The organism is Duganella sp. GW821-FHT01E12 (genome assembly GCF_059422325.1).
This window is the reverse complement of the sequence record NZ_JBWKWR010000007.1, coordinates 324,153-342,330: the sequence shown is the minus strand read 5'-3', so window position 1 is coordinate 342,330 and position 18,178 is coordinate 324,153. Positions and strand designations below refer to the sequence as shown.

General features: G+C 63.8%; 10 protein-coding genes. 3 read left to right on the top strand and 7 right to left on the bottom strand.

What is annotated here, in order from left to right; all coding sequences use genetic code 11:
• Positions 1-2 precede the first annotated feature (2 nt).
• Positions 3-1,481, bottom strand: a complete 1,479-nt coding sequence (thrC, locus tag AC07WS_RS20880; protein WP_494730937.1) for a threonine synthase — start codon at positions 1,479-1,481, stop codon at positions 3-5.
• Between the two features lie 189 nt (positions 1,482-1,670).
• Between thrC and AC07WS_RS20875 the strand changes: the two genes are divergently transcribed.
• Positions 1,671-4,844, top strand: coding sequence for a bifunctional diguanylate cyclase/phosphodiesterase (locus AC07WS_RS20875; RefSeq protein WP_494730936.1), 3,174 nt, complete (start codon positions 1,671-1,673; stop codon positions 4,842-4,844).
• Here AC07WS_RS20875 and AC07WS_RS20870 read toward each other — a convergent pair.
• Genes AC07WS_RS20870 through kbl form a run of 3 tightly spaced genes read right to left on the bottom strand, consistent with a single transcriptional unit; the run spans position 4,791 to position 8,430 of the window.
• Positions 4,791-6,194 carry an L-serine ammonia-lyase gene (locus AC07WS_RS20870; RefSeq protein ID WP_494730935.1) on the bottom strand — a complete coding sequence of 468 codons (1,404 nt, stop codon included), beginning with the start codon at positions 6,192-6,194 and terminating at the stop codon, positions 4,791-4,793. The two genes, AC07WS_RS20875 and AC07WS_RS20870, sit on opposite strands and share 54 nt — an antisense overlap.
• 32 nt (positions 6,195-6,226) lie before the next feature.
• Positions 6,227-7,198 (bottom strand): NAD-dependent epimerase/dehydratase family protein, encoded by a 972-nt coding sequence (locus AC07WS_RS20865; RefSeq protein ID WP_494730934.1) that lies wholly within the window; start codon positions 7,196-7,198, stop codon positions 6,227-6,229.
• A gap of 26 nt (positions 7,199-7,224) precedes the next feature.
• Positions 7,225-8,430, bottom strand: a complete 1,206-nt coding sequence (gene kbl, locus AC07WS_RS20860) for a glycine C-acetyltransferase (RefSeq protein WP_161095351.1) — start codon at positions 8,428-8,430, stop codon at positions 7,225-7,227.
• A 159-nt stretch (positions 8,431-8,589) separates the two neighbouring features.
• Between kbl and AC07WS_RS20855 the strand changes: the two genes are divergently transcribed.
• Together AC07WS_RS20855 and hepB are read left to right on the top strand one after the other, a co-directional pair.
• The gene (locus AC07WS_RS20855; RefSeq protein WP_494730933.1) at positions 8,590-9,165 is read left to right on the top strand and encodes a helix-turn-helix domain-containing protein; all 576 of its coding nucleotides are present in this window, start codon (positions 8,590-8,592) and stop codon (positions 9,163-9,165) included.
• 82 nt (positions 9,166-9,247) lie between these two features.
• Positions 9,248-12,070: a heparin/heparin-sulfate lyase HepB gene (gene hepB / locus AC07WS_RS20850; RefSeq protein WP_494730932.1), complete on the top strand. Its 2,823-nt coding sequence runs from the start codon at positions 9,248-9,250 to the stop codon at positions 12,068-12,070.
• A 1-nt stretch (position 12,071) separates the two neighbouring features.
• Here the strand turns inward: hepB and AC07WS_RS20845 are convergent, their stop codons facing one another.
• The 3 genes from AC07WS_RS20845 to AC07WS_RS20835 form a co-directional block, all read right to left on the bottom strand.
• The gene (locus AC07WS_RS20845; protein ID WP_494730931.1) at positions 12,072-13,274 is read right to left on the bottom strand and encodes an ammonium transporter; all 1,203 of its coding nucleotides are present in this window, start codon (positions 13,272-13,274) and stop codon (positions 12,072-12,074) included.
• 182 nt (positions 13,275-13,456) lie between these two features.
• Positions 13,457-15,952 carry a zinc-dependent metalloprotease gene (locus AC07WS_RS20840; RefSeq protein WP_494730930.1) on the bottom strand — a complete coding sequence of 832 codons (2,496 nt, stop codon included), beginning with the start codon at positions 15,950-15,952 and terminating at the stop codon, positions 13,457-13,459.
• Positions 15,949-18,120 (bottom strand): prolyl oligopeptidase family serine peptidase, encoded by a 2,172-nt coding sequence (locus AC07WS_RS20835; protein WP_494730929.1) that lies wholly within the window; start codon positions 18,118-18,120, stop codon positions 15,949-15,951. The genes AC07WS_RS20840 and AC07WS_RS20835 overlap by 4 nt, the downstream gene beginning before the upstream one ends.
• Positions 18,121-18,178 lie beyond the last annotated feature (58 nt).

Below are 18,178 nucleotides of genomic sequence, written 5' to 3'. Positions count from 1 at the left end.
GGTTACAGGCCGGTGTTGGCGGCGATGTAGGCTTTCATCTTCTCGACGTCCGGCGGCATGACGACGAACTTCTGCGGCAGGTCTTCGATGTTCTCGAAGCCTTCCGGACGCTCGGCGTCCTCGCCCAGCGCGTCGAGGATGGTTTCGTTGAACTTGGCGGCGAGCGCGGTCTCCAGCACAATCATCGTCACGCCGGGTTCCAGGTTCTCGCGCGCGACCTTGATGCCGTCGGCGGTGTGGGTGTCGATGACGATGCCGTAGTCGTCGGCCACGTCGCGGATCGTGTTCAGGCGGTCCTCGTGGGTGGACTTGCCGGACTTGAAGCCGTACTTGGCCACCAGCTTAAACTCGTCGCCATCGCTGCCCGGTTTGCCGGACAGGTCGAAGCCGCCGTGGGTTTCCACTTTCTGGAACAGCGCGCGGGTGCGGTCGCCGTCGCGGCCCACCAGGTCATAGATGAAGCGCTCGAAGTTGGACGCCTTGGAGATGTCCATCGACGGGCTGCTGGTGTGGTAGGTCTCGGACGACTTGCGCACGCGGTACACACCGGTGCGGAAGAACTCATCGAGCACGTCGTTTTCGTTGGTGGCGGCGACCAGCTTGTCGATCGGGAGGCCCATCATGCGGGCGATATGGCCGGCGCAGATATTGCCGAAGTTCCCCGACGGGACGGTGAACGACACCTTCTGGTCGTTCGACGTGGTCGCCGACAGGTAGCCGCGGAAGTAGTACACCACCTGCGCCACCACGCGCGCCCAGTTGATCGAGTTGACGGTGCCGATCTTCTGCTTGACCTTGAACGGCAGGTCGTTGGACACCGCCTTGACCATGTCCTGGGCGTCGTCGAACACGCCTTCGATGGCGATATTGAAGATGTTCGGGTCCTGCAGGGAGAACATCTGCGCGGTCTGGAAGGCGCTCATCTTCTTATGCGGCGACAGCATGAACACGCGGATGCCCTTCTTGCCGCGCATCGCATACTCGGCGGCGCTGCCGGTGTCGCCGGAGGTGGCGCCGAAGATGTTGAGCTGCGCGTTCTGCTTGGCCAGCGTGTATTCGAACAGATTACCCAGCAACTGCATCGCCATGTCCTTGAAGGCCAGGGTCGGGCCGTTGGACAGCGCCTGCAATACCAGCTTGGTGCCGTTCCCGCCCTCTTCCAGCACGCGCAGCGGCGTGATCTGGCTGGCCTTTTCGCCTTTGCGTGCGTTTTTGTAGACTTCCTTGGTGTAGGTCTTGGCGGTCAGCGCGCGCAGGTCCGCTTCCGGAATGTCGGTCGCGAACTTCTTCAGGATCTCGTAGGCCAGGTCGGCGTAGGACAGCTGGCGCCATGCATCGAGTTCGGCGCCGGTCACTTGCGGGTAGGCGGTCGGCAGGAACAGGCCACCGTCGGCTGCCAGGCCACCCAGCAGGATGTCGGAGAATTGTTGGGAAGAAGAGGCGGCGGCCGATGCGGCGGCGCGGGTAGACACGTATTGCATAGATTAGAAAGTCCGGTTGAGCTGACGGATAAAAGGCAGAACGGTACAAAGCGAGCGGATATTATAGTGCGCCGCGCCGCTTCCCGTGAAATTCGCGTTGTTTTATGGTTATCGGCACAGAGATCGGTGCTGGCCTTGCGCTTGTCCGACACCCTATACTATGAGGCACACATTAGGAAAATCCTCGAAATGACCCAGCCAGACAGCCGCCAGCCGCACCGTTTCGCAAATTATTTGTGGCTTTGTCTGGGTTTCCTGATCGTCGCCGCCCTGGCCTTTTCGGTCTACGTGTGGACCGAAAAACGCATCGACCACGCCAACACGCTGCGCTACCAGTCCCATAACATCGTCGATGAGCTGCGCCAGTCATCGGACGACCTGACCCGCATGGCGCGCAGCTATGTGGTCACCGGCGACGAGCGTTATCGCCAGCATTATCAGGAAATCATCGAAATCCGCGAAGGCCGCGTCCCACGCCCTCAGGGTTACGACAACGTCTATTGGGACCTCGTGCTGGATCAGGCACACCGTCCACGCGCCGCCGGCACTGCCATCCCGCTGCTGGAGATGATGCGTGCAGCGGGCTTCAGCACGGCGGAATTGGCGCTGCTCTCCGAGGCCAAACAGAATTCGGATCGCCTCACCGGGATCGAACACGCGGCCATCGCCATCCGGGCCGGCGACGATCCTCTAGCTTTGCCCGGCGCCGTGGCCATGCTGCACGACGCGGCCTACCATCGCGCCAAGGCGGACATCATGCGGCCGATCGCGCAAGTCAACGCCAGCGTGGACCTGCGTACCCGCGAGGCGGTCGACGATGCGACCTTCGACGCCAACATCGCCCGCGCCGCGTTCACGCTGATCGCGCTGCTGCTGATGGTGCTACTGTGGCGCGCCAAGCGTGGCCTGGATGCGGCGCTGGGCTGCAGCGTGGACCGCCTACGCGCCGGCATCGAACGACTGGGTCGGGGCGACTTTGCCGAACCATTGGCGGTCGCGCCCGACGCGCGCAACAGCGTCTGGGGATGGCTGGCGCAAACGCAGCAAAGCCTGGCGCGGCTGGACGCCGAACGCGCCGGCGCGCTGGAACACATGCGGCGGGTCAGCCGCCTGTATTCGGCGCTCAGCCTGTGCAACCAGGCCATCGTACGCTGCCGCAGCGAGGCCGAACTGTTCGAACAGATTTGCCAGGCGGTCGTCACCCACGGCGGCATGACGATGGCGTGGATAGGCATGGTGGACCATCCGTCCGGAACCGTAGTGCCGGTGGCGTCGGCGGGCAGCGGCACCGAATACATGGCGAACCTGCAGCTGTCGCTGAGCGCCGACGTGCCGCAGGGACGCGGCCCGATAGGCCTGGCCTTCCGCAGCGGAGAACCGCATTGGTGCCAGGACTTCGTCAACGCCCCTGAGACGGCAAGCTGGCACGAGATAGGCGCGCGCTACGGCTGGCGGGCATCGGCATCGATCCCGCTGCGGCGCAAAGGCCAGGTGGTTGCCCTGTTCTCGCCCTACGCCGACACCGTCAACGCCTTCGACGACGAAGTGCGCGCACTGCTGCTGGAGATGCAGCTCGACGTGGAGTTCGCGCTGAAGAACTTCGACCAGCGGGCCGCCCGCAAGCAGGCCGAGGAAGCGCTGCGCACCAGCGAACAGCACCTGCGCACCATCATCGAGACCGATCCCGAATGCATTATGCTGATCGACGCCCAAGGCCAGCTGGTGGAGATCAACGGCGCCGGGCTGGCGATCATGGGCGCGGACTCGCTGGAGCAATTGCAGCAGCACGGCGTGGCCGACCTGGTCGTCACGGAATACCGGGAAGCCTTCCTGGCGCTGCACCAGCGCGTGACCGGCGGCGAACCCGGGCGGCTGGAGTTCAAGATACAAGGCCTGAACGGCGGCACGCGCTGGCTGGAAATGCACGCCGCGCCGATGGATGGCGCCGGCGGCCAGCATCTGCTGCTGGGGATTACCCGCGACGTCACCGACCGCAAGCTGGCCGACGAACGCATACAGTATCTGGCCCACTACGATTCCCTGACCGGACTGCCGAACCGCGCCCAGTTGCAGGAACATGCGCGTCTGGCGCTGGCCATGGCGGAACGCAACCGCGAGCCGATGGCGTTGCTGATGCTGGACCTGGACCACTTCAAGGACATCAACGACTCGCTGGGCCACAGCATAGGCGACGACCTGCTGCGCGAACTGGCCAAGCGCCTGCGGGGCGGCCTGCGCGCGGAGGACGTCCTGGCGCGGCTGGGCGGCGACGAATTCATTTTCATACTCCAGCGGGTGGAAGCCGATGAAGCGGCCGATGTGGCCAGCAAGCTGCTGGACCTGATCGACCAGCCGCTGCGCGTCGGCGCCCACGACCTCAAAGTGAGCGGATCGATAGGCGTGGCGATGTACCCGGCCGACGGCGCCGACCTGGAAACCCTGCTGCAGCGGGCCGACGCCGCCATGTACCAGGTCAAGAACAGCGGCCGCCACGGACTGCGCTTCTTCACCGCCGCCATGCAGCAGCGGGCTGCGCGCCATCTGCAACTGGTCAACGCGCTGCGCTACGCGCTGGAGCGCGAGCAAATGCACGTGGTCTACCAGCCGCAGATGTCACTGAACGAACGGCGCATCGTAGGCGCGGAGGCGCTGCTGCGCTGGAGCACACCGGAACTTGGAACGGTGTCGCCGGCCGAATTCATTCCGGCCGCGGAGGAAAGCGGTTTGATACAGTCCATCGGCACCTGGGTGCTGCGCCAGGCCGTGCGCCAGGCGCGGGCCTGGCTGGACCAGGGCTTGCCGCCCATCGTCATGGCGGTCAACCTGTCGGCCATCCAGTTCCGCGACAGCGCACTGCCGAAGCTCATCACACGGATACTGGACGAAGAAGGCCTGCCGCCGGAATACCTGGAGGTGGAATTGACGGAAGCCGTGGCGGCGTACGACCCGCAGGGCGCGATCGCAATCATGAACGAGCTGCACGAGCGCGGCGTGCGGATGTCGATCGACGATTTCGGCACCGGCTTCTCGTCGCTCAGCCATTTGAAGAAGTTCAAAGTCTACAAGCTGAAGATCGACCAGTCCTTCGTGCGCGACATCAGCACCGACGCCGAGGACAAGGCCATCGTCAGCGCCATCATCAACATGGCGCGCAGCCTCGGTTTGAAGACCATCGCCGAGGGCGTGGAGACGCAAGACCAGCTGGCCTTCCTGTACGAACAGCGGTGCGACGAGGTCCAGGGCTACTACTTCAGCAAGCCCGTGGCGCCGGCGGCGTTCCAGCAGCTGGTGCTGGAGACGGCCCAGACGTCAGCAGGCCGCGTGGTTGACGGTAATGACGTGGATCGCCAAGCCGCCCAGTGAGGTTTCCTTGTACTTGGCTTGCATGTCGGCGCCGGTCTGGCGCATGGTTTCGATGACTTCGTCGAGGCTGACGAAGTGGGTGCCGTCGCCCTTCAACGCCAGCGAGGCGGCGGTGATCGCCTTGACCGCGCCCATGCCGTTACGCTCGATGCAGGGAATCTGCACCAGGCCGCCGATCGGGTCGCAGGTCATGCCGAGATGGTGCTCGATGCCGATTTCCGCCGCGTTTTCGATCTGGTTGTTGGAGCCGCCCAAGGCCGCCACCAGGCCCGCCGCCGCCATCGCGCAGGCCACGCCCACCTCGCCCTGACAGCCGATTTCCGCGCCCGAGATCGAGGCGTTCCGCTTGCACAGCATGCCGATGGCGGCAGCAGTCAGCATGAAGTTGCGCACGCCGGTGACCGGGTCGCTCGGCTTGCAGTCTTCCGCGTAGTAGCGCAGCACCGCCGGGATGATGCCGGCCGCGCCGTTGGTCGGCGCCGTGACCACACGGCCGCCGGCGGCGTTTTCCTCGTTGACCGCCATCGCATACAGGCTGACCTGATGCAGCGCGTCGTGCGGCAGGTCGTTGGAGCGGTTGTCGGAAGCCTTGGCGTCGCTGGCCTGCTTCCACAGGTTGGCGGCGCGGCGCTTGACGTGCAGGCCGCCCGGCAGCTGGCCGCCCGTCTCCAGGCCGTGCGCGATGCAGTCGCGCATCACGTTCCAGATCTTATCGATGCCGGCGTTCAGCTCCTCGTCGCTGCGCTTGACGTTTTCGTTCGTGCGCAGCATCTGCGGGATGGTCAGGCCGGTGCGTTCGCCGTGGGCCAGCAGCTGGTCCATGGTGTCGAAGGCGAACGGAATCGCGGCGGCGGGCGTGCTGCCCACCATAGGCGCTGCCTGATGTGCCTCGCCCGCCTCCTTGATGAAGCCACCGCCCACCGAGTAGTACACCTTGCTGAAGGTGCTGCCGTCGGCGCGCGTCAGCGTGAAGCGCATGCCGTTCGGGTGCTCGGCCAGCGATTCGGCCATGTGGAAGATCAAGTTCGTGCCGCGCTTGAACGGCACCTTGTGGGAGCCCAACAACAAAAGCTCGCCCAATTCTTCGGCTCTCGCCAGTTGAGAGTCGACGCTGGTGGGCACCACGTCCTGCGGCGTTTCGCCCATCAGACCGAGGATCACCGCCTTATCGGTGGCGTGGCCGACGCCGGTCAGCGCCAGCGAGCCATACAGCTCGGCGGTGACGCCGGTGACATCGTCCAGCGGAGCGCTATCGAGCAGAAAACGGCGGGCCGCCACCATCGGTCCCACGGTGTGGGAACTCGACGGCCCTATGCCGATTTTAAACAGGTCGAATACGCTCATGTCCATCAGTTGTCTCTCTCTTTTTTATGTGTTTTGAATTACGCCGCTTTGCCCAGGTGGACGTCGACGTTGGCCAGCATGTCGGCGACCATCTCGTCGACGCCGATGCGGGCTTTCCAGCCCCAGTCGGCGGTCGCGGTGGCGTCGTCCAGGCTTTGCGGCCAGGTGTCGGCGATGGCCTGGCGGCTGTCAGGCTTGTATCCGATCTTGAAGTCCGGCAGCGCGCGCGTGATGGCGGCGGCCAGCTGCTCCGGGTTGAACGACACGCCGGCCACGTTGTAGGCCGAGCGCACCTTCACCTGTTCCGCCGGCGCGTCCATCAGTTCGATGGTGGCGCGGATCGCATCGGGCATGTAGATCATCGGCAGCGTGGTCTGCGGGCCCAGGAAGCATTCATAGCGCTCGCCGCGCAGCGCCGAGTGGAAGATGGCGATGGCGTAATCGGTGGTGCCGCCGCCAGGTGGCGACTTGAAGCTGATGATGCCAGGGTAGCGGATCGAACGCACGTCGACGCCGTACTTGATGAAGTAGTACTCGCACAGACGCTCGCCGGCCAGCTTGCTGATGCCGTAAATCGTGGTCGGGTCCATCACCGTGGTCTGCGGCGTGTTGACGGCCGGCGTGTTCGGGCCGAAGGCGGCGATCGACGAAGGCCAGAAGATGCGCAGCGGCTTGCCGATGGCGCCGCGTTCGCGCGCCACTTCCAGGATGTTGAGCAGGCCGTCCATGTTCAGTGTCCAGGCCTTCAGCGGCGCCGCTTCGCCGGTGGCCGACAGCATCGCCGCCAGCTGGTAGACCTGGGTGATGCCCTCGTCGGTGACCAGCGCCGACAGCGCGACCTTATCGAGCACGTTGAGCGTGGTGTAGCGCGCCGCGCTGTATAAATTGGTCGGGCTGATGTCGGCGGCGATGACGTTTTGCGCGCCATGCTGGGCGGCCAGCGCCTCCACCAGTTCACTGCCGATCTGGCCGTTGGCGCCGATGACGAGGATGCGTTCTTGGGTGTTCATATTATTGTTCCTGACGATTTTCATGTTTAGTTCTTCAGCAGGCCAAGTTCACGGCCTGCCTGTTCGAATGCTTTGAGCACGGTTTCCAGCTGTTCGCGGCTGTGGGCCGCGGACAGTTGGACACGCACGCGCGCCTGGCCCATCGGGACCACGGGGTAGAAGAAGCCGCTGAGCAAAACGCCCAGCTCATACATTCGTGCCGCGAATTTCTGCGCGACGGGCGCGTCGAACAACATGACAGGAACTACAGGGTGCGTACCCGGCTTGATGGTGAAGCCGATACGCTCGATCTCCTTGCGGAAGAAGGCGGTGTTTTCGTGCAGGCGGTCGCGCAGCTCGGTCGATTCCGACAGCTTTTGCAGCACGGCCAGCGACGCGCCGGCGATCGAAGGCGCCAGCGTGTTCGAGAACAGGTAGGGACGCGATTTCTGGCGCAGCATGTCGATCACTTCCTTGCGCGCCGAGGTGAAGCCGCCCATCGCGCCGCCCAGGGCCTTGCCCAGGGTGCCGGTGATGATGTCGATGCGGCCCATGACGTTGTGGTGCTCGTGCGTGCCGCGGCCGGTCGCGCCCATGAAGCCGGAGGCGTGGCATTCGTCGATCATCACCAGCGCGCCGTATTTGTCGGCCAGGTCGCAGATCTTGTCCAGCTGGGCGATGGTGCCGTCCATCGAGAACACGCCGTCGGTGACGATGACCTTGTGGCGCTTGCCGGCTGCGGCCAGCAGCTGCGTTTCCAGGTCGGCCATGTCGTTGTGGGCGTAGCGGAAGCGCGCGGCCTTGCACAGGCGGATGCCGTCGATGATGGAGGCGTGGTTCAGCGCGTCCGAGATGATGGCGTCGTTTTCGTCGAACAGCGGCTCGAACACGCCGCCGTTGGCGTCGAAGGCGGCCGCGTACAGGATGGTGTCCTCGGTGCCGAGGAACTTGGAGATCGCCTGCTCCAGCTGCTTGTGCACCGTCTGCGTGCCGCAGATGAAGCGTACCGAGGACAGTCCATAACCATATTTTTCGGTCGCCGCGATGGACGCCTGCGCCACCCACTCCTGGCCGGACAGGCCCAGGTAGTTGTTGGCGCACATATTGATCAGCATTCGACCGTCTTCGCTCATCACTTCCGCGCCCTGGCGCGAGGCCAGTACGCGTTCTGGCTTGTAGAGGCCCTGCTCGCGCAACTGGTCGAGGTTTTGCTGCAGGCCGCTGAAGAAGGTGCTTTTTGCTGGAGTGGTCATGATGGTTCCTGTCTGTGGTACGATTTCACTACGTTATGAGAAATCCGTTATATCAAACTCAAATTCAATATATCGAATATTACAGAACACCAGTGAACAGCGCAAGCCGTGCGCGCGCAGTGATTCACTTGAAATTTAGCCCATCTGCCGAATAAAACAATGAAAACACCCGTTTCGACCAATGCACCTCCAGAAGTCGGCGTCGCCCTGCAGCGGCTGCGCCTGGCCCGTGGCCTGACCCTGGAAGATCTGTCCCGCATCGCCGGCGTCTCCAAGTCGATGCTGTCCCAGATCGAGCGTGAGAAGGCGAATCCGACCATCGCCATCACCTGGCGGCTGGCCAATGCGCTCGGCGTGCAGATCGGCGAACTGCTGGCGACGGCCGAGCGGGAGACGGAAACGGTTCGCGTGATCGAGGCTCATGAGATCCCCACCCTGCCGGGACATCACGCCGGCTATGTGCTGCGCATCCTGGGTCCGCTGGAACTGGCCAGCAAATATGAATGGTATGAACTGACGCTGGCGCCGGGTGGCGAACTGGCTTCGCAAGGGCATGATCCGGGCGCGCAGGAGCACCTGACACTGTTGCACGGCTCAGTGGAGGTGGAAGTGGGGGCGGACAAGAAGAAGGTGAAACTGGGCGGCACGGCGCGCTACCCGGGGGACCAGCAGCACATCATCCGCAACGTCGGCAAGACCGAGGCGAAGGCGCTGCTGGTGGTCATACACCGCTAGCCATCCTGGCTCCACTGTGGGCATGATTGGTGTTACTATCCTTGCAATTATTAATAAATAAATATTGCAAGGAGCCAGTCCCATGCCTTCTCTTCGTTTCTCCCGCGCGTTGCTCAACATCGGCTTGGCGCTTGCCAGCGCCCCCGTCCTCGCGGCCAGTCCCATCGACACAATGATCGAGGCGGAAGCCAGCCCGGCGAACGCATCGTGGGTGCTGACTAACGGCGTGGCCGCGTCCGGTGGCAAATACATGGTTGCCGCGCAAGGACAGCTCGAACTATCGTACGACGTGGACATTCCCTATCCAGGCACGTACAAAATCTGGATACGGGTGTTGTCCAAAGACGGGAATTCCAATGCTGTACGCCTGAGTACACCGACTACCAACTCCCTGCTGTACATGCCTGCCAACTCAAACGACTGGCAATGGTACGCGATATCCCGCCCTCTGGCGCAGGGCAAGCAGACCATCAAGCTCACGCCCGGAAAGCAAAATTTTGGCGTGGACCGCATCATCGTCACGGCCTTGCCGGCGTTTACGCCCACAGAATTCGGCGTCAACCCTGCCGCGCCGCCGGTCACGCCAACAGCCGGCCACCCGCGCCTGTTTGCCAGGGAATCCGATCTCGCCCAGATTCGCAATCAATTCGCATCTCCGGAACTGCAGAAAATAAAACTGCGCCTCGAGACCGCTGCCGCATCCACCAGTTCAGGCAGATTGGCGCCGCCCGCCAAGGCCGGAGACTCCAACTATGACAAGGGGCTGCTTGCGTCGATTCGAGCGAAGGCCCTGTATTCACTTCTCGGCGATCCGGCCCGCGGCGCCGAGGCTGTGGCGATGATGAACGAATACCTCGCTTCCGTGCAGTTCGGCGCAACCGAAACAGGCCGGCAGCGCGGCGACGCCATCCTGACCGCCGCCCTCGTCTACGACTGGTGCTACCCGCAGCTCAGCGCCGATCAGCGCAATTTCTTCATCACGCAAACTGTCGCTATCGCCACCGACATGGAAATCGGCTTCCCGCCAACTAAGGAAGGCTCGGTCACCGGCCATGGCAGCGAAACGCTGCTGATGCGTGACCAGCTGGCCGCCGCCATCGCCTACTACGACGAAGCACCGGCGATTTATCGCCTGGTGGCCGGCCGCTTCTTTGCCGACTACATTGTGCCGCGCGATTACGCCTACCCGGCGCAGGCCCACCATCAGGGCGTGTCGTACGGGCCTGTGCGCTATATCGGCGACATGTTCGCGTCCTGGATCTTCCGCCGCATGGGCAGCGATCATATCTTCGACACGGCGCAGCAATTTACGCCCTATCACTGGATCTACATGCGCAGGCCGGATGGACAATTCCTGCGGGATGGCGATGTCTACCAGTCGCAATACATGCCGTACGGCCTGTATTGGTCGGAGCCGATGCCGTACCTGCTGGCGTCCAGCTATTACAGCGATCCCGTCCTCAAGCACGAGATGATGTTGGAACAAAAAGGGGCGGAACAAATCAGCGTCAGCTCCGCCGCGCTGGACGACATCTGGCATGTGCTGTTCCGCGATACACAGCTCGCCGAGCAAGGATTCCAGGCGCTGCCTTTGACGAAGTATTTTCCCGAGCCGTACGGCATGATGGTGGCGCGCACCGGCTGGACTGACGGTGTGGCGATAGGATCGGGCGTGGTGGTCGCCAGCATGAAGATTGGCAGCGTCCAGTACCGGAATCATCAGCACCTCGACGCCGGACAATTCCAGATCTACTACAAGGGAGGGCTCGCCACGGCGTCCGGAATTTACGAAGGGTTGCTGGAAACCTGTCCGCCGGCACCGGCTAGCTGCGCGCAGGGCTACGGCGGTCGCCACGACATGAATTATCACAAGCGGACGATTGCGCACAACAGCCTGTTGATTTTCGATCCGGCCGAAACCTTCCAGAATTCGGCCAATGACGGCGGACAGCGCTGGGTCAATCCAGCAAACCGACCGGAGTCGTTCTCGCAAGCCGACCTGCTGGGCATTTCACCGCCCGACGTCATGCTGGACTATCCCGTCAAGGACAGTTCCGTCGTGGCAGGCGTATTGAAACACGATGCGGGACCCGACCCGCTCACGCCAGAATTCAGCTATCTGAAGGGCGACCTGACCAACGCCTACTCGACCAAGGTGAGCGAAGTTAAGCGCTCTTTCGTCTTCCTGAACCTGAACCCGAAACTGAAAGATCCGGCCCACCCCGCCGCCCTGATTGTGTTCGACAAAATCACGTCGAACAACGACAGCTTTACCAAGACGTGGCTGCTGCACAGTCAATCGCAGCCGGAGATCAGCGGCGACACCGTGACGATCAAGCGCGTCGATGCGACGCTTGGCTACAACGGAAAACTCGTCAACCGCACGCTGCTGCCAGCCGGAGCCAACGCCCTCATTACCGCAGTGGGCGGGCCCGGCAAAGAGTACCTGGTCCAAGGCGTCAACTATCCGATAGTCGCCGGCTCCGCCAAAAACACGGAAGAAGCGGGGACATGGCGCGTAGAAATATCGCCGGCCACCAAGGCCGCCACAGATACCTTCCTCAACGTCATGCAGGTGATGGACGCCGCCAATGGCCCCGAACCGTTGGCAACGACCTCGATCGCGTCCGACAAGCTATCCGGCGTACAGATTCAAGACCGGGCGGTGCTGTTCTCCAAGGACAGCAAGGAACTCACCGACTCCGCCACCTTCACCCTGACGGCGTCCAGCCTGCCGGTGCAGGTGCTGGTCACGGACCTGAGCGCCGGCATCTGGACCGTCGCCCAGGCCGGAAGCGCGCCGGTACAATACGAAGTGAAGCAGGACGCCGGGACGCTGTACTTCACCGCGCCATCCGCCGGCGACTATGTGCTGCGGCGCGGGACGGTAAGCCAAGTCCCCTGACCTACCAGTTCGACTCACGCTCCGGCGTGGAGCTGATGCGGTGGATAGCGAGGTCGGCGCCCTGGAATTCGTCCTCGGGGTCCAGGCGCAGGCCCAGCGTGGCTTTCAACACGCCGTAGATGGCGAAGCCGCCCACCAGCGCGATCGCCACGCCCAGCACGGTGCCGCCCAGCTGCGCGGCGAACGATACGCCGCCGATGCCGCCCAGCGCCTTCTGGCCGAAGATGCCCGCCGCGACGCCGCCCCAGGCGCCGCACAGTCCATGCAGCGGCCACACGCCCAGCACGTCGTCGATCTTCCATTTGTTCTGCGCCAGCGTAAACATCCATACAAACACCGCGCCCGCGATCGCGCCGGTGGCCAGTGCGCCCAGCGGGTGCATCAGGTCCGAGCCGGCGCACACCGCCACCAGGCCGGCCAAAGGGCCGTTGTAGGCGAAGCCGGGATCGTTCTTCCCCATCAGCAGCGCGACCAGCGTGCCGCCGACCATCGCCATCAACGAGTTCACCGCCACCAGGCCGTTCATCTTGTCCAGCGCCTGCGCGCTCATGACGTTGAAGCCGAACCAACCCACCGTCAATATCCACGCGCCCAGCGCCAGGAAGGGTATCGACGATGGCGGATGGGCGGCGATGGCGCCGTTCTTCATGTAGCGTCCACGGCGCGCGCCCAGCAGCAGCACCGCCGGCAAGGCGATCCAGCCGCCGACCGCGTGCACCACCACCGAGCCGGCGAAGTCGTGGAACTCGGCGCCGAAGGCGGACGCCAGCCACTCCTGCACGCCGAAGCGGTGGTTCCAGACGATCCCCTCGAAGAAGGGATAGACAAAACCGACCAGCAGCGCGGTGGCGATCAGCTGCGGATGGAAGCGCGCGCGCTCGGCGATGCCGCCCGAGATGATCGCCGGGATGGCGGCGGCAAACGTCAGCAGGAAGAAGAATTTGACCAGCTCATAGCCGTTCTTGGCGGCCAGCACCTCGGCCGAGGAAAAGAAATTGACGCCATAGGCGATGCTGTAACCGACGAAAAAGTAGGCGATCGTCGATACCGCGAAATCCATCAGGATCTTGACCAGCGCGTTGACCTGGTTTTTCTTGCGCACCGTACCCAGCTCCAGAAACGCGAAGCCGGCATGCATGGCCAAAATCATGATGGCGCCAAGCAATATGAACAATGCATTGGCGCCGTCTTTGTATCCATCCATCAAAATCTCTCCCCAAAATAATGCAAAAATTGACAACGAGCACTGATAAAAGCAATTTTCGTTCCAATTTGGTGCAAATTTTAAGTGGTTGATTTTATGATGTTTTTATTTTGTGCATGAATCTGCACCAAGGCCGTGCGCACCGAAATAAGGCGTCATTTTGGTGCGCACGGGATTAGGGCTCAGATCGGGGCGCCCGGCGGGATAACCGGCATCGCACGCAGTTTGACGCTGCGCGGATCGGCCAGATAGGCGGAAATCAGCGCGGCGGCTTGCTTGCGGCTGTCGGCGATGACGCCCTTGCCCGGATTCTTCTGCAGCCATTGCGCCAGTTCGCGGGCGGATTGGCGCACCTCCGCATCGACTTGCGGATGCAGCTTGCCGCCGTCGAGCAGGTTCAACGTGGCATCGACCACCACCCAGTTGGCCGCCAGCTGCACCGCCTCGCCGCCAGCCACCGAAGCCGGAACCGGCTCGCGCTTCCAGGTTTTCTGCAGCAGCAGCGATAGCACCTCCTGCACGCCCGGCTGCTGCGCGTCGCGCGCGTGCTGCCAGGCGACACGGTTGATGCGCGCCGGATCGAGCAGGAAGCCTGCGGTCTGCGCGGCGCCCGCCTCGGCGATCGAGAAGGCGTCGAACACGCTATCCATACGGGTGGCGAAGTATTCGCGGCTGCGTTCATGCCCCATGGACGGCGGGGTCAGAACGTCCAGTACATTGGCCGGCAGCGCCAGGTATTCGGCGCGCAGGCTGTCCGCCAGGCGGCTCAGGGCTTGGCGCTGCGTCGATGCGTCGACGGCCTTGATACCTGCCTTGGCGATACCCGCTTTGACGTCGCCGCTGCTGGCGTAGTCGAAATCGCCGCCGCCGATCAGGCGGGCCAGCGCCTCGCCTTGATAGCGCTGCAGCAGGTAGACCGGCACCAGCCGCGCTTCGAGCTCGCCGAGCTGGCGCGCGTCGGGCAGCACGTCGACCGAGAAGGTTTGCAGTGCGCGCCGGCGCACGGCGCCCAGCTGGTCCCAGGTCTTGATCGAGTCGGCGCCGAAATCCCACAGCAGTCCATCGGGATGGCTGGAGCCGGGCGCGCGGTCGTCCTGGTCGCTGGAGTACAGCATGCCGGCAGCGTGTGCATCGGCGCGCAGCTTGGCCAGCGCCGCCTGCTCCTGCGCGCCGCTGCCGAAATCGCCGTAGATGTATTTGACGATGTAGTCGTCCCATGGTCCCACGCCGACTCCGTAGGCATCGGCGATATCGACGTCGCCCTTGGCGTCCAGCTTGAGAATGGGATGCGGATAGTCCATCACCGAGCCATTGCCCATGCGGCTGGCGGCGAAGTTGTGGGCGAAGCCCAGCGTGTGTCCGACTTCGTGCGCGGCCAGTTGGCGCAGGCGCGCCAGCGCCATGGCCTCGGCCAGTTTCTGCTTGTCGGCCGGGGCGTTCTTGCCATATGGGGCGAGCAGGCTTTCGGCGATCAGGATGTCCTGCCGCACGCGCTGCGAGCCCAGTGTGACGGCGCCCCGGATGATTTCGCCGGTGCGCGGATCGGCCAGCGCGTTCCCGTAGGACCAGCCGCGCGTGGCGCGGTGTACCCAATGGATCACGTTGTAGCGGATATCCATCGCGTCCACGCCTTCCGGCAGCAACTCGACGCGGTAGGCGTCCTTGAAGCCGGCCTTCTCGAAAGCGCTGGCCCACCACGACGCGCCAGCGATCAGCGCCGAGCGCACCGGCTCAGGCGCGCCGCGGTCGACGTAGTAGACGATGGGCTTCTTGACGGTGCTCACCGCCGCCGCCGGATCGGTTTTCTCAAGCCGGTGCCGAACCTGCCAGTGCACATCGATGCTGCTGGCGAGCGGTGTGGCGAAGTCGTAGTAGCTGGCGTCGAAGCCGCCGGAATATGGATGGTAGCTGCGCGGCTGCCAGCCGCTTGCGGTCGTGGCGGCGGGCAGCCGCACCATGCTGATGCGCTGGCGCAGCGACAGGCTGCCGGCATCCGCCGCGACCTGGCGCACGTAGTCGGCTTGTCCGGGGCCGGCAAAGGTCAGCAGCGACTCCAGTTCGACGTTGTCGGGGAAGGCTTTGGCCTGTTCGGCCAGCACCGCGCTGCGCGCCGGGTCGACCTGATACGCGCCCTGCTTGGCCGCGGCCAGCCGCGCGCCGATACCGTGGCGGTCTGCCAGCAGGAAGGTGGAGAAGTCGACCAGATGCCGCTCGCCTTCGCTGGCGAGGATATCGCCGGACCACAGCACGCCGCTGGCGAACGATTCGGCGACTGCGGCGCGTTCGTCCTTGTCCGCCGAGGCGGCGATGAAGTTGGTGTTCTCCTGCACCAGGAACAGCTTCGCGCCGTGCTTCTCAAAGTGCACCATGCGCATCTCGCCCGGCTGGCCGCGATCGAGGCCGACGTCGTTCGAGCCCAGTGCATAGGGCAAGGAACTCAATAGCAGAAAGGGCTGCTCCAATACCGACACGGACAACAGCACCCTGCCCTTGCCCGTGTCACGCCAGACGTCGATGAATCCCGGCTGCGATTGCAGGCCGCGCGTGACGTCGGCGATTTTTTTCACCGCTGGCGCCGATGCAGCGGCGGTGCTTTCGGCTGCGGTGGCCAGCCCCGGCGCCACGCCCGACATCAGGAGGACGAACAGCAGTGGCCCGGCGGCTGGCGCGGCCCTCACTGCTGGCCTGCCGCTTTGACCGCCTCCACTGCGCCGTCCATCTTCAGCGCGCGGCTCAGAAAGCCCCAGCGATCCGCCACCTCTTCGATCTGCTTGGTGGTCGGCTTGCCGGCGCCGTGGCCCGCCTTGCTGTCGATGCGGATCAGGATGGGCGCGCCACCGGCCTGGTCGGCCTGCGCGGTCGCCGCGAACTTGAAGCTGTGCGCCGGCACCACTCGGTCGTCGTGGTCGGCGGTGGTGATCATGGTCGCGGGGTAGCAGGTGCCCTTCTTCAGGTTGTGCAGCGGCGAATACTTGACCAGCGCCTTGAACTCGTCGGCGTTGTCGGACGAACCGTAGTCCGAGGTCCACGCCCAGCCGATGGTGAATTTGTGGAAGCGCAGCATATCGAGCACGCCCACCTGCGGAATCGCCGCCGCGAACAATTCGGGACGCTGCGTCATCGCCGCGCCCACCAGCAGACCGCCGTTGCTGCCGCCGCCGATGGACAGCTTGGCCGGCGACGTGACCTTGTGCGCGATCAGCCACTCGGCCGCGCCGATGAAGTCGTCGAACACGTTCTGCTTTTGCAGCTTGGTGCCCGCCGCGTGCCACGATTCGCCATACTCGCCGCCGCCGCGCAGGTTGGCCATCACGTAGACGCCGCCCATTTCCAGCCACGCCAGGTTGGCGACCGAGAACGACGGCGTCAGCGAGATATTGAATCCGCCGTAGCCGTACAGGTAAGTCGGATTGCTGCCATCGAGCTTCAAGCCTTTCTTCGACACGATGAACATCGGCACCTTGGTGCCATCACGGCTGGTGAAGAACTCCTGGCGCGTCTCAAACGCGGCGGGGTCGAAGTCCACCTTGGCCTGGCGATAGACGCTGCTCTTGTTGGCTTTCAGGTCGTAGCGGTAGATGGTGGTCGGCGTGGTGAAGCTGGTGTACGAATAGAAGGTCTCCGTATCTCCGCGCTTGCCTCCGAAGCCGCCGGCCGAACCGAGGCCGGGCAGCTCCAGGTCGTGCAGCGGCTTGCCTTTGAGGTCGAACACCTTGACCAGGCTGTGGGCGTCGCTCAGGTAGTCCACCAGCAGTTGGTTGTTAACGATGGACGCGGACACCATGGTGTTCGCGCTTTCGGGCACGATCTGCCGCCAGTTCAGCACACCCGGCTTGCGGGTATCGATGGAGACGATGCGGCCGCGCGGTGCATTGCGCTCGGTGCGGAACCAGAACACCGGGCCGTCGTTGCCGATGAAGTTATACGCCGCGTCGAAGTCCTCCAGCAGCGGCACCACCTTGGCGTCCTTGCGCGACAAGTCCTTGTAGTAGACGCGGTTCTTGTTCTCCGTGCCCTGCGAGGCGGAGATGATCAGGAAGCGGCCATCCTCGGTGACTTCGGCGCCGAAGCCCCAGTCCTTGTGGTCCGGGCGGTCGTAGACCAGCATGTCCTCGCTTTGCGGCGTGCCGATCTTGTGGAAGTACAGCTTCTGGAAGTAGTTCACGTCGGCCAGCTTGGTCGCTTCCTTCGGCTCGTCGTAGCGGCTGTAGAAGAAGCCGGAGCCGTCGTGCAGCCACGCGGTGTTGGAGAATTTGACCCACTGGATGCGGTCTTCGATATCCTTGCCGCTGTCGATATCGCGCACCTTGATCTCGTTCCAGTCGGAGCCGGATGCGGCGGTGCTGTAGGCCAGGTATCGGCCGTTGGGACTCACCGCCAGGCCGGCCAGTGCAACGGTGCCATCGGCGGCCAGCGAGTTCGGGTCGAGCAGCATGCGCGGCACATCGGCCAGCGTCTTCATCGTGTACAGCACCGACTGATTCTGCAGGCCGTCGTTACGGCTGTAGAAATAGCGGCCGCCTTCCTTGAACGGCACGCTGAAACGCTCGAAGTTCCACAGCTTGGTCAGGCGGCTCTTGATGGCGTCGCGGCCGGGGATCTGCGACAGGTAGCCTTGCGTGAGCTTGTTCTGGGCTTCGACCCAGGCGTGCGTTTCGTCGCTGTTGGCGTCTTCCAGCCAGCGGTACGGATCGGCCACTTTGACGCCGTGATAGTCGTCGGTCTGGTCGACCGTGCGGGTGACGGGATAGTTCATGCCAGGGCCGGAAACGGCGCAGGTTTGGGCGGAGGCGCTGTGTGCCAGCAGAACGGCGGCCGCCAGGGCGGCGCATTTCAAGTGCTTCATGCGAAGGTCCGTATGATCGAAGAATATTCGGAAGCGGCTGACCGGAAAACGGCGCCGC